The organism is Alteromonas sp. S167 (genome assembly GCF_036864375.1).
Lineage (GTDB): Bacteria > Pseudomonadota > Gammaproteobacteria > Enterobacterales > Alteromonadaceae > Alteromonas.
In genome coordinates this window covers 204797-218285 of record NZ_JAZETR010000002.1, presented here as the reverse complement: position 1 = coordinate 218285, position 13489 = coordinate 204797, and the positions used below count along the sequence as shown (strand labels likewise).

Sequence of the window (13489 nt, the reverse complement as noted above, 5' to 3'; positions counted from 1 at the left end):
ATCATTGAAGCTTCAATAATAACTTCTCTTTTTTACGCTTCAACGTAGTCTCAATACCGTCAGGTATTTGTTCAAGTAGTATTCTTGCTTGCTTCTCTTGTTTAGTTTCAATTAAAGCTGAGGCAAGGTTGATAATAATGCTTGGTGATGGTGAGGTGTTGTAGGCTCTTTCAAATAACTCAACAGCCTTTTGATTATTCCCTTTCGCTAGTTCGATTGTACCTGCGGTGTCCAATATGAAAGGGACGTCGTCCCGTATAGCAAGCCCATCGTTTATAATCGCACTCGCAGCAACCAAGTCATGCTTCTCGTAAAGCAGCCAAGCAAGGTTATTGATAACTAGTAAGTCGTAAGGATCAACTTTATTAAGTAGTGTGTAGTGCTCAATTGCTTTGTCGGGAAACTGAGTGAACAATGCGTCAGCCAACATTTTTCTGCTAAAAAAATCTCTTGGGAAATCATTTATTCGCTTTTGAAGGAATGAAAGTAATTTCTCTTTGTCACGTAGTTGCTTGTAACTCGTGATAATTGCTTTTACAGCAAATTTCGTCGGGTAAGTTTCATAAAATGACAACAATCTATTTTCACTCGTTGCATCTGACTCATTACTCAACACTTCAAAGAATGCTTCAATTCCGTCATAGGCAGTTTTTGTGGAAGAGGTTCTTTCTACTTCTTTCAATGAAGATCGTGCTTTTGCAAAATTACCAGCCTCAATATCTAATTGGACTTTAAGAAGTTTCAACGTATTTGAGCGCGGTAACGCAGCAAGTGCTTCTGCAAGTGCTACACGTACGGTATCTGTTTGTGCCGTTTGTTGAAGCAAAGCAACCCTATAAACATGAGCATATTCATTGAACGGGTCCATGGTAATCCAGGTTTTTAAGGCACCTGCAGCTTTGGCCCAATTTGGCTCAAAAAGATAAGTTTCGACTAACAACAACCAATAGTTGTTCGGCAATGATTTTCTTTGTGGAATATTCAACAGCTGCTCTTGTGATTTTTGTATCATTTCTCTGGCAAAATATACAGTTGCGAGTAGAAACTTATGTTCATCGGAGTCAGGCGCAGCGTCTGCTGCATTCTCTAAAGCTCTTAATGCTTTTTCTGACTCACCAGCATCTGAAAGAAATTGGTAATATAGTTTTAGGCCATATATGTAACTCGGACGGTTGAGTACTAAGGGCTCAATTGTACTGGCGGCTCCAACAAAGTCCCCTTTTTTAGAAAGTTCGGAAGCTTTAAAAATAAGTGACGGGGGGTTAATAGGATCAATTTCTAAAGCTTTGTCGAATGCTTTCCGCGCTTTGTTTTCCAAACCTTTTGCAACAAGTCCTCTTGCTAGCATGTTATAACCAGTAACTGACTGTGGGTTATCATTAACGAGATTCTGAGCGTACTCAATAAGACTATCGTAGTCCTCAACTTTTAAATAGGCATCAAAAAGAGCTACTTGCGCTCCCTCAAGCTGTGGGGCTGTTACTAGAGCTGCCTTTAAATCTTCAATTCCGCTAAGGTCTTTAAGTTGGAGGCGAAGCATACCTCTTCGCGCAAGACTTTTCTCCGACAGCCCGTCAAATCCCATCAATAATTGTAGTGCATCTTCTGCCACCTCAGTATTGCCAGATCTTGCTAGGGACAAACCCGTAATGGAAACGATATCTGCATCGGATGTTTCAAACTTTGTCCCACTAAAAGTCTCAGAGGCCTCTTCGTTGAACCCAAGTTGTGTTTGCGTTATAAATAATAGCTTTTTCGCAGGGTGGTCCTCGGGCAGGTTAGGAGCAGCAGCTCGCAATGAGCGATACGCTTGCTCATAAAGCCCTAACTCGTGGGCACTTATTCCATTGATACTTAGTGAAACGGGCGTTTGTAATCCCCCAGCTATGGCTTCATCAGTATGTATCTTGGCGTTTTGAAAGTCATTTTTTACAAAAGCCAGCACGCCTTTAAGCTGACTTATAACTGGATGCTTGCCGAAGTTGTCAGATAATTGTGCTACCAGTGGGGTTGCTGTATCAAATCTGTTGTTTTGTATTAAGCTATTTACATAGATAAGTTTAGCTTCGTGAGATTGCGGGCGAGATTCGAAGTACTTTTTATATGCATACATGGATTCCTCAAAGCGCTCTAAATTACTTAGAACTTGTCCCTTCATTAAGTAAGCCTCATTCAAATTTGAATCAACATTGATGGCTTCATTAATAGCTAGCAGAGCGTTTTCCCAATTCTCCTCGCTAGAAGCGAGGTATGCTCTACTCATATAAGAAAACTGCGAGTCTGATGCTGTTTCGATTGCATTGTTAAAATAAGTGTACGCATCTTCAATAGCATCAACTCGCACCGCAGCTATTCCTTTCAATACATAGACCTCAGCCAGAGAGGCGGCAGAAAGTTCGTAAATTCTGTGGTTGAATGACAATACTTCGTCATAGTTTGATGCTCTAAGGTTAGCTTTCAATTGTGAGACCCGAGTATCAACATCGTCTATACCGAGAGATATAGCATAAGAAAACTCTTTGACAGAAGCTGAATAGTTTCCTCTTTCATACAATACTTCTGCGAGCAGCTTTCTCATTTCTGCATCGTCTTGATTTTCTGTAAGAAGAGACTTAATTTTTATTTCCGCTTTGTTGAAATTTTTATTCTCTATTTCTCGTGCTATTTCGTGACGTACTCTTTCATCGTCTACAACTGGTTGACATGCGAAAAGAAGTGGTATGATGGAAACTAGAATGATAGGAAATTTACTGCTGGACATAAAGCTGTTCTTCCTTCGCTTAATTATATTAGGGGCTTGGCTATAAGTTGCTTCCGTGCAATACTACTCGCATTATTTACCTATTTAAAAGGTTTTTTTAGCTTTGGAATCTTTACACGCTATGACAGTGGACGTTGAGGAATATTTCCAAGTTGAAGCTTTTGCAAACCAAGTTTCTGTATCTTCATGGGGAAGCTTTAAGTCTCGTCTAGAAGGTCAGATAGATATTTTGTTAGAAGTTTTTGAGCATCATGATGTCAAAGCAACATTTTTTACATTGGGTTGGGTTGCTAAATCGTGTCCCAACGTTATAAAAAAGATAGTTAATCAAGGGCATGAGTTAGCTAGCCATGGGTTTATGCATCAGCATATTACGCGTCAGTCACAAGAAGAGTTTCGTCAAGATATTCAAAGCGCTAAAAAAATTTTAGAGGACGTGAGCGGCAGTGCTGTATTGGGTTTCCGCGCACCATGCTTCTCAATTAGGCATGACAATGATTGGGCTCATGAAGAGATTGCGCTTGCGGGCTATCACTACAGCTCCAGTTCATACCCAATTAATCACGATTTATATGGAGTTCCTAATGCTCCTTCAACTCCTTACCGACTAGGTAATGGGCTCTTGGAAATCCCTGTCACTACATGTAAATTGATGGGCAAAACACTTCCTGCGGGCGGCGGTGGATATTTTAGGCTTTTGCCATATGCTTTTTTCAAGTTCCTTTTAAACAAGAGCTTGCTTTCAGGTGGTCCCGCGAATTTTTATACGCATCCCTGGGAATTTGACCCAGAGCAACCGAGACTTCCTGGCGATTTCAAATCTCAATTTAGACATAATGTAAATCAAAAGCATGCCGCAAATAAGTTACGCAGATTGTGCAATGATTTCTCGTGGGGAACAATGCAGGAGTGTTATTTAGGCGGTGATGAGTACCCTTTATTCGATACGTGGTTAAAGGCGGCAAATGCAAAGTCCACAAATTAGTCAATGAAATTCTTAGTCATTTCAAATCCAGACCAGTTGAATGAATGGCGTGAGCAATGGTACTCACTGTATCAGGTCGAAGTGAATTCTATATTTATCTCATTGGAATGGATAAATCACCATATGCAACGAGCGAAATCACCTTTAGTGATATTGGGCGTTGATGATGGTAATGTGCGTTGTGTAATTCCGTTACAAAAATCTGAATTTTCCTCAAAGATACCTCATGTCAAATGTTTGGAACACATAGCAAAATCGTTCACAGACTACCATGAGTTCTTGTTTGATGAACAAGAAGATCTCGAAAAGCTGGCCGACCAATTTGGTCGCTTTTTGGAGTCTTATTTCAAAGATTACGTACTAAAAATAGAATTTCCTCCACCCAAGTCAAGAACAGAACATTTTTTGTCACTTCAAAATGAAAACTTTGAGCGACTTTCTTACGGTACGAACTATGTCTTTCAAAATTTAGGAAATGAGCAACATATCGACCCAAGGTTAGCATCGGATATTGAAAGACGAATGAGAAAAGCTCAGGCGTCTCATAAAATATCTTACGACTTGAATGCTCAAATCACCGAGGATTTATTAGAGAAGATTTTAAATCTTCACGAGTCACACCATGGCATAACTTCTTTTAACGCAGCTTCCAGTCGAGCGGATATTATTGAATTATTGATGTCATTAAAGTCACAGCTGATTTGTTCGGTACTATACTTGGACAATCATTTTGCCGCATGTGTATTAAGCTTTAAGACAGGTGAGCAATTGCAGTATTATGCTCCAGCGTTTGATGACAACTATCGCAATCTCGGTTTGGGGATGATTTTGTTTCGTTATTTGCAACTGAACTTGAATGAGATTGGCGTCAACAGTATTTGTCTACTTCGAGGAGAGGAACCATATAAAGTTAGGGTTAGTAACACTAGTACTTCTGTTGAGAGCGTATTATGGATTTCGAGAAATACTTTTGGTGCGACCAAATTTGTTATACGTATGCTCTGTGGTCGGCGAAACAAAGAGATTCAACAGCGCAGAGCGTTTGTGAATCGACAGTTAAGACGCTCATGTGCAGGTAGATATGCAGTAGTGTTAGCCAACGGATTGAACGGTTTAGGGGTCGTTAGAGCACTAAATGAAGCCGAGATTCAAGTAGTCGTTATTTGCCCTAACACGAGAGATTTAGCTGCTTTAAGTAATGCCTCTTTCAGACTTATCATTGAAGAACTAGATTCATCATGGGAACAGCGAATTCTAGGGCACTTGCAAACGTTAGCGAGTGAGATTGATGATAATATTCCGCTTTATAGTTGTTCGGATAGAGCTGCAAATTTTGTGGAAAGTTATAATGAACAGTTTCCTGATAAAATTAAAGTTATATTCCCATCTGGTGAGTTGATTCATATTCTTAATGATAAACAGCGAGAACTAGCATTCGCTGATAAACATAATATACCAATCCCTTCGTCCGTTTGGGACACGACAAGTGAACGTCCATTTGATGACCTCGATTTACCAATCATTATTAAGCCTAAAGACTTTAAAGGGTATGCTGTAATAAAAGCGAAAAATATAATTGTTGAGAAACAACAACAACTAGAAAGCTTTTATGAATTGTTTGGAAATCAATTAGAATTGTTTGTCGCACAAGAACTAATTGACGGTCCAGATGAGAATCTATGGGTCTGTAATGCGACTTTTGATACCAATAACAAGCTTGTATGTGCTTTTACGTTTAGAAGATTAGGTACAACTCCATCTCATTTTGGCGTAACGTCAATGGCGTATAGTGAACATAATCCGCACATAAAAGCGATCGTAGCGGAGATGGGAGCGGCTATTGGTTATCAAGGCCCTGGCATGTGGGAGTTCAAGTTTTGCTCTAAAAAAAATCAATACCTTTATATAGAAACGAATCCGAGATTGGGAATGTGTAATTGGTTTGATAGTCAGTGTAATGTCAGCAACGTATTAGTAACATACTATTTGAGTCACGGGATAGCAGTCAATCCACGTGCATGGGAACAATCTACAGGTATTTATTTTGTAAATGGATTGGGCGACACTATATCTAGATTAGAAGACAAAGAACCAATACGCTCAATAACGCATCGCTTAATCTATGTACTTACCGGACCTGTGGTATGGGCTACGTGGTGGAACAAGGATAAGATACCCACTATCGTTACATCCTACAATCAATTACGATCGATTTTTAGAAGAGCGATAAGAAGAGTATCGACTCGCCAGCGCTGAGTGCTAGTAGCTTCTCAAGAAATCCTTTGTAGCTTCAATTGGCCCTGCATATTGCAAAAAATCGAAAAAAGAAGATGGCATAGAGTAGCGTGGCATCATAAAGAGGTGTGAGTCTTGTGTCCATGGCCTCGGTGTGGTTGTTACAGCAGCCTTGAAGCCTAGATCTTCACAAATTTTTGCCGTTCTCAAGTTATAGTCGGCTTCTCTACCAGTTGGATAGGCAAATACTTTACTCACCGAAGAGAAGGTTTGCTCCAGATAAAGCAAAGAGTTTCTTAGTTCTTCTCTGATTTCTGTGTCTTTTAACTGAGACAAAATGCGATGAGTTTGTGTATGAGGGGCGATTTGGTGACCTTGTCTTATAAATCGTTTTATTTCTTCTTTATTTGCGGGTAAAAATGCCTTTGGGGGGTGACTCGGTACATTCATTTCAAATGCTGGATACAACTTTTCTTTCATCCAAAAGTATAAATTGGATTGAGGAATTGTCTTTAAATGATTTCTAAACTCGCTCACTGATACACGGCTTCCATCTTTTTTATAGAGGCTAAACTTATCACCATTTGGTAAGGAAATTGATTTTGGCACGAATTTGCTTGTGCCGAAAACGAATTCAAGCTGGTCGTCCCAGGGCCACAAACTGCCGTCTACAAAGCCAGATATTACGAAACAAGTTAGCGGAATTTCAAACTCAGAAAAAATGTCGCCAGCGTCAACAATGTTGTCTTTAAAACCGTCATCTATAGTAAAAACGACCGTCCTAGGAGGTATATTTTCCTGCTCTATTATTAGATTAGCTAAGTCTTCTAGACTAATTGGGTTGTAATTTTTCTTCCTGATATAAGCTAAACATTTCCTTAAAAAAAGTGGGTCATGTCCTGCCTTCGGCGATGCAGAACTCTTGACCCGATGCAACATAAAAATAGGGACATAACTACCAATAAAGTACCTGAACAAACTAGGAGGTACTGCGTTTATACTTTTTGCTAATAAATTTTTCATCACACCAAATCCTTTGCCACCATAGGTCCAATGAAATTTGTCACATCAACGGGTAGATGCTTCCAAATAGAAATTGGCAGTTTGAACTTGGGATTATCGGGATTTAAGCCTTCTTTCAGTTCGAAGCCATTGCGAGTGGCGTTGTACCAATAGTGTTGAAATTCTCTAGCCCCCCATTGGCGTTTGAACTTGAAGGTCCCTGCCTCCCGGGTTGAACGGCCAAAATCAAACCATTGGAACTTTCTGTCAATACAGCGTATCAGGATTTGATAGTACATCCACATGTTCATGTCATATCGGTTCGCTTTTCGAAGCGTCGATGCCCAAGGGATCTCTGCTACATTGTTGTGATAGGTAAGAAAGCCACAAGACACTGGCGTGCCTTTAATACAACCAACACAAATTTCTGACGCTTCGGGAAACATTTCTAGATAGTTCTCAAACCATGTCTTAGCATAAACCGGCGTGCCCAAATCTCGCATGTTTTGACTAAATACTTTGTAAAAATCATTTAATAGTTCAGTAGAGCCAAATTTTATAGATGGGCCTGATTTTTCCGCTTTTTTGGCTTGTGCTCTCACTTTTGCACCAATAGATGCATCAAACGATTGCTTGTCGCCTTGAAGCGCTCGAAGCATGGATACTTTTTTTGTTGACACTGGCCAGTCGCCCAGTTTTTGTAAACTGCGAACTTGAATATTCTTAACATTAAGTTGTGAACATAAAGCTGGTAATTGCTCCATAAGCCCTGTACACACGTTAATTTTAGGAGATATTGGGCCACCGTAATTGACATGGGGAATTGACGTTGCAAATGTTCCAAACAGGGCACTCTTGGTAACGAACAGTGGTAGACCGCCTATAATCTCATTGTATTTGTTGAACGCTATGAGTGTGTGAGCAGTTAGAGAGAAGCTTTTCTCAAGCAACGACATAAACAATTTTGAGTGATAAAAGCTCGCTGAGTTTCTCTCTAAAAACGTCCACCAAGCGTCAGGCACATTATCAGGCTGGTAAGTTTCGTATTGTATGTCACCTGTAAACACCTCAGTGGTTTTCTCAAAAAAAGGAGGCTTTACTGGTTCTAAGAGCTCTTTCTTATCTATTTTCGCTTGCTTGCGTAGCTCTTTCAGCTTTAACACTGTTTGCTTTAGGTTTTCACTATTCACTTGCATTTCTTTTTTTAACTCAAAAAATGCATCTGTATCACGACTCAAATACTTGAATTGGCTTCCGATAGCCCCTTTTTCAGCTTTAAGACGTTTTTCTTCCGCTTCTAAATATTCAATTTTTGCTGCTATCTTACTGTTCACTTTACGTCACGCTTTCTAGTATTTGTAATTCGTTTTTAATAGTCATGACCATTAAATCTACACAGGCAGGGCTCATCCCTTGGTGAATGGGTAGGGTTAACATATTTTCAGAAAGTACTTTAGCATGTGAGACTGTGGAATATTGTTTCAATTTTGTATCAACTCCCTCAATGTCTGTCAAAAGTGCATTATAGAAAGGTGAAGCTCCAATTCCAGAGCGGTTTAATTTTTTGATCAGTAAGTCACGTTCACTTTTTGAGCGACACAATAAGGGGTACCTCAGAAGCCGATTATTAGTTTGCGCTGCTATTTTATTTTGAGGTAGCGATCGCCTTAATTTATGTTCTGCCATTGGAAAAAAATCCAAATATCTATCAACTGCGCTGGAAAGCAATAGCCGCTGGTCATCACCCATTGGTTCAATTTTGATAAGTGGGTGGAATGCTGTTTTTCCAACCGATAAGAAAGGAAGTTTAGTTGCTAGTCTATAAAAGATAGGGGTGCACAATAGATTGAATAATCGAGCATTTAACTGGTATTTAATACTTGTTGTGAATTCATCATCTCCCACTAGCGATGGTACTGTGTTGATATTGTAATGTATCGCTTGTTTGAAAAAATCGGAAAGAGCTTTGTTGTGTAAAAACAATGCCCCTCCTCCTAACAGATTGACAGGCTTACCTCTACCAAAGGAGACAATTGACATATCTGCATTTTCAAAACTGCTATCAAATAGCTCAATTGGCTTCTTTGCGGGGGCCTCTGTACGTGAATTGGAGGAAGGTAACCACTGAGCGTTGTCTTCGATTATCAAAATATTCTTGCCTAATCTGTTCCTAAGGTAGGCAAGTGGCATGCGTATTCCCAATAAGGTGGGGCATATAACTGCCAGAGTTCTTTTATTAACACTTTTTGTAAGTGATTCATTACAATAGGAATAAGGCAGAGCGGTAATGTCAACAATAACCGGAATTAAATCTGCATACTCGATGGCGGCAACCAAATCAGGACAGCCATAAGCAGGTAATATCACTTCGTTTTTTTCTGGGTTAGTGGTTTTAGCAATAATTAATGACAGCGCGAGAGCAGCTGTTCCAGAATTGACCAAAACATAATCTTCCACATTGGCTAACTTGTCAAACGAGCGACACTGTTTGGCAGTAAATATTGCTTTTGTACCTACAGGGGGAGTTAGGGACCACATTATCTTGCAGATGGTTGCCAGACAGTCATTCTTTTACCTCTAAAAAATTTAATGCTGGCATCAAAGAGAGCAATATTCACTTGAGTAAAAAAGTAGATTAATTTTATTGGACCACTTTTACAAAGTGTTGGGACAAAATGAGCGGCGAGAGCTACACCGTAAAAAACAACCTGCCCACTAAGCGCTAGTGTGTATATACTGTAAAATTGAGCAATACAAAACGGTGTTACAAGTAAAAGGGCTAGCAATGTCCAAGGTACAGTCCATCGAAGCACCTTGTGCCCCCAAACTTGAAAGCTGAATAAGCCGAATTTAAACGGGTTCAATACGTCTGGATGTCTTTCTAGCGCTGTCATACCACGTATAACTGTACGCACCTTACGCGCATACTCTTTCGCCGGGTCAGAGAGATCTGTATAGAAACCCAATACGTTATCTGCTGTAACAGCTTTTAACCCCAGGCGTTTACAATTTAGAGCCGTGTTAAAATCACTTGGGGAATGTATATCCCATTCTTGACAAACTTCTTTACGAGCCGCAAAAAATGAGCCGCTTAAACCCACCAGACCAGCAAGTTGTGACTCAGCCCTTCTCAGCCACATTTCGTATTTTACGTAAGCTCCCTCGCCAGCTATATTACCGGTTTTACTGATAAAGCGATCTTCGCTGGATATTGCCCCTATATTAGGTTCGTTAAAATAAGACGCAAGCTTCAATAGACCATCTTGCTCGATTTGTGTTGCCGTATCTGAAAATACAATAATGCCTTGCTCAACAGTTTTTAGTGCCGTTAATTGGGCATTTTCCTTCCCTAACCGCTCCTTTGCTCTTACCAAGGTTACGTTTTGGCTGCTGTATCCATTCACGATATCGTCGGTTCTGTCTGTTGAACAGTCTGATGCGACTATCAAACGCAACTTGCCAGAGGGGTATTCTAGTTTCAGCGTATTGGCTATTTTGTCTTCTATTCTATTTTCTTCGTTATATGCTGTGACGATTAAAGTTATAAAGGGAAGGTTTTCCATCCTTGTTGTTTGGGGGGGGCAAATACTTTTTGTTTTTGCTACTAATATGCATCTAAGGATTAAAGGGTATAAAAAATAACTGAAGATGGATAATACCAACAGTATCCAAAACAAACTTTTCATTTTTATCCTTGGGGTTAACGCAACCAACATTCGTTAATGTATCTTGTTAGATGGCAAAAAGAAATCCTTTTGCCTCGTTTTAGCAATCTGTTATGTTAAAAAAGTAATCAATTTGCTTGTGTCTTTTTCAAACGAGCCTAGAACGAGTTGTAATAAGAATAAATGAAAGTTTCTCACAATAGCAAAGTGCTAATAAGTATTATTGGTACACTTTTAATCTCGTTAGCACCGATCATGTGGGCATTCGAGTCAACACTCGCTTCCCTACACGATTTGTGGACAAAGAATAATGAAACTTACTCGCATGGCTACATACTGATTTTGTTCGTTTGTTACGCGCTACACGCCGAAAGGCACTGGGCTAGCCTTTCTCCCTCTAAAATGGCGATACCAATAGGTTTTCTTATGGGGGGAGCATGGGTAGCTGGCAATGCCGTGCAAATTTTACTGCTTCAACAAATGGTAGTACCACTCATTGTAGCGACGTTAATGTTGGCTTTTGTTGGGCTCAAGAACGTATTTAAGGTTTGGCTTCCTTTGTTAGGACTGTATCTTGCAATACCAGTGATGGATGTTTTCATTTCGCCGCTCCAAAACCTCACTACCTATGCGGTTTCAATCGCTGTCAGGGGGGCAGGAATAACCGCGTATATCGAAAATTTCGATATACAGCTACCCTTCGGAACGTTGCGTGTGGCAGGCGGCTGTGCCGGACTTAATTACATACTCGCAGGTTTGAGTATTGGACTATTTTATTCTTACCTCAACCTAGTTCGAGCAAGAGATAAACTACTAGCAGTATTCTTAATAATTTTTTTGGCCTTGGTGGGTAATTGGATCCGAGTGTTTGCGTTGGTGATGATCGCATACAATTCAGAAATGCAAAGTAGCCTAGTTAACGATCATGGATTTTTTGGTTGGGTGATTTTTGCAGTTCTGGTTGTTAGTTACTTCATTTTTATGGAGTGGTATGTTAAGCGCTCGCCTGTGCGCCATAACCTAGCTCTTCAGGCAGAAACAAGTAAACTAGGTGTATATACACAAGCGAGCAAATTAAGCATAGGCATACAATCGTGTATCATCGCTTTACTTACCGCAATTGCTTTGGTTGCAGCGCCTTTGCTTTCTAATGTTCATAAAGAACGCAATATCGATGTAGCTTCACAATTTTATTTCCCAACCGCATTCAAAGGTTATACAGAAGATAATAGCGTTTCTTTTGAACAATGGGGAGGGCAATATACTGGCTACGATAGCATTCGAGGTTTTAAATATGAGTCGATGAACGACGTGACACATTTATTTGTTGTGTCATATTTTAAACAAGAACAGGGCAAAGAATTAATCTACTATGCTAATCGTCCCGCAAAGCTAACATCCAAAGTTCAGTTATTAGGCACTGGTGACGTCGCAGTGAATAGTGCTGAAATCCTGCAAGGACGCGGGCGTGTTTTTTGGTTTTATAAGATAGGAAGCGATATAGCAACTTCGGATTTCGGCACCAAGCTTTTACAGCTGAAATATGCCTTTAACCCTGAACCTGCTCACGCTCTAGTAATGATTGTGACTTGCAAGCAACAGTGTAAATCGCTTGATGAGTGGAAAACTAGCCCGCAACTTCAACAGTTCATCAAATTAGCTAATAACCCATGAAAATACTACATATTATATCTGGCGACTTATGGGCGGGGGCCGAAGTTCAGGTGGCAACTTTATTAAAGGAATTAGTTCGCCGTCACGATGTGTTTGCAGTGGTGTTAAATGCTGGCCGCCTTGAATCTGAGCTAAATTCTGTTGGTGTTAAGGTAACCGTGTTACCAGAATCATCTCGCAGTTTTTTGCACCTGTTACGAGGTATTAAGGGCATAATTAAACAAATAAATCCTGACGTGGTGCATACCCACCGACAAAAAGAAAACATATTGGGCGGGTTAGCATGCGCGCTTTCAACTAAAATAGTTTGTGTAAAAACCGTGCATGGCAGTTCTGAATTCAGTTTAAATTGGAAGCAGAGATTTCAGCGTTTTGTCGACGAGTGTATAGGACGTTGTTTACAAAAGGGTATTATCTCTGTTTCGCAGACACTGGCCGCCGAACTCGCACTGATTTACGGTAAGGACAAAATTCACACAATTTCGAACGGTATTGACGTTGATGAAGTGGTGAAAGATAGCCAACAAAAAGTTGAGCAGCGGCTCTCAGACCGTATACATATTTGTCTTATCGGTAGGATGGTACAGGTTAAGCGCGTTGATTTGTTTTTACTTGCTGCTAAGTTACTTTTAGAGGACAAACGCTACAGACAAGTCGTAGACTTTCACGTATTTGGCGATGGTCCAATGCTCGAGAAGTACAAAGAGGAGGCCGTGTCATATGAAATTCAAAAGTTTGTAACTTTCCATGGACACTGTAGTGACATTAGGTCCAGGCTTCAAACTATGGATATTGTAGTTATGACGTCGGACCATGAAGGCTTGCCCATGACAGCGTTGGAGGCACTAGCTCTAGGTAAACCGCTGGTTGCTCATGCTGTTGGCGGTTTAGTTCCTTTGCTAACAAGTGCTTTTCCACAGGGCCTAGTTGAGCAGCACTCTGCAAAGGGGTATTTTGAAGCGCTTTCCAATATGTTGGATAGATTAGAAAGCTTACATTCGCCGACGCTGCCACAAGAGTTCTATGCTTCTCACAATGCCGAGCAGGTTGAACTCCTTTATTTAAAGCTCTCAACAGAGCTAGTTGGAAAATTTGAATAACACTTTGTGTTATGTTAATCCTCGGTTTCGGATAAAAAACTCTAGAAAGTAAGGTTTAAACATACCT

General features: G+C 40.2%; 9 protein-coding genes. 4 read left to right on the top strand and 5 right to left on the bottom strand.

The window, feature by feature from the left end; genetic code table 11:
- Position 1: 1 nt before the first annotated feature.
- Positions 2 to 2761 carry an XrtA/PEP-CTERM system TPR-repeat protein PrsT gene (gene prsT / locus V7R35_RS04200; protein ID WP_334013455.1) on the bottom strand — a complete coding sequence of 920 codons (2760 nt, stop codon included), beginning with the start codon at positions 2759 to 2761 and terminating at the stop codon, positions 2 to 4.
- 121 nt (positions 2762 to 2882) lie between these two features.
- Here prsT and V7R35_RS04195 point away from each other — a divergent pair, with 121 nt between their 5' ends.
- Both V7R35_RS04195 and V7R35_RS04190 read left to right on the top strand, forming a co-directional pair.
- Complete coding sequence (locus V7R35_RS04195) at positions 2883 to 3746, top strand: XrtA system polysaccharide deacetylase (RefSeq protein WP_334013454.1); 864 nt, start codon at positions 2883 to 2885, stop codon at positions 3744 to 3746.
- A 3-nt stretch (positions 3747 to 3749) separates the two neighbouring features.
- On the top strand, positions 3750 to 6002 hold the full coding sequence (locus V7R35_RS04190; RefSeq protein WP_334013453.1) for a GNAT family N-acetyltransferase: 2253 nt from the start codon (positions 3750 to 3752) through the stop codon (positions 6000 to 6002).
- Between the two features lie 3 nt (positions 6003 to 6005).
- Here V7R35_RS04190 and V7R35_RS04185 read toward each other — a convergent pair whose 3' ends face one another.
- The 4 genes from V7R35_RS04185 to V7R35_RS04170 are packed head-to-tail and all read right to left on the bottom strand — an operon-like array spanning position 6006 to position 10669.
- Complete coding sequence (locus V7R35_RS04185) at positions 6006 to 7004, bottom strand: polysaccharide deacetylase family protein (protein WP_334013452.1); 999 nt, start codon at positions 7002 to 7004, stop codon at positions 6006 to 6008.
- Positions 7004 to 8317 (bottom strand): FemAB family XrtA/PEP-CTERM system-associated protein, encoded by a 1314-nt coding sequence (locus tag V7R35_RS04180; RefSeq protein ID WP_334013451.1) that lies wholly within the window; start codon positions 8315 to 8317, stop codon positions 7004 to 7006. Before V7R35_RS04180 ends, V7R35_RS04185 begins: the two co-directional genes overlap by 1 nt.
- Before the next feature lies 1 nt (position 8318).
- Positions 8319 to 9521: a DegT/DnrJ/EryC1/StrS family aminotransferase gene (locus V7R35_RS04175; RefSeq protein WP_334013450.1), complete on the bottom strand. Its 1203-nt coding sequence runs from the start codon at positions 9519 to 9521 to the stop codon at positions 8319 to 8321.
- Positions 9521 to 10669, bottom strand: a complete 1149-nt coding sequence (locus V7R35_RS04170; RefSeq protein WP_334013449.1) for a glycosyltransferase family 2 protein — start codon at positions 10667 to 10669, stop codon at positions 9521 to 9523. The genes V7R35_RS04175 and V7R35_RS04170 overlap by 1 nt, the downstream gene beginning before the upstream one ends.
- 162 nt (positions 10670 to 10831) lie before the next feature.
- Here V7R35_RS04170 and xrt point away from each other — a divergent pair, with 162 nt between their 5' ends.
- Both xrt and V7R35_RS04160 read left to right on the top strand, forming a co-directional pair.
- Positions 10832 to 12322 (top strand): exosortase, encoded by a 1491-nt coding sequence (gene xrt, locus V7R35_RS04165; protein ID WP_334013448.1) that lies wholly within the window; start codon positions 10832 to 10834, stop codon positions 12320 to 12322.
- Positions 12319 to 13422 (top strand): glycosyltransferase, encoded by a 1104-nt coding sequence (locus tag V7R35_RS04160; RefSeq protein WP_334013447.1) that lies wholly within the window; start codon positions 12319 to 12321, stop codon positions 13420 to 13422. The genes xrt and V7R35_RS04160 overlap by 4 nt, the downstream gene beginning before the upstream one ends.
- Positions 13423 to 13489: the final 67 nt, after the last annotated feature.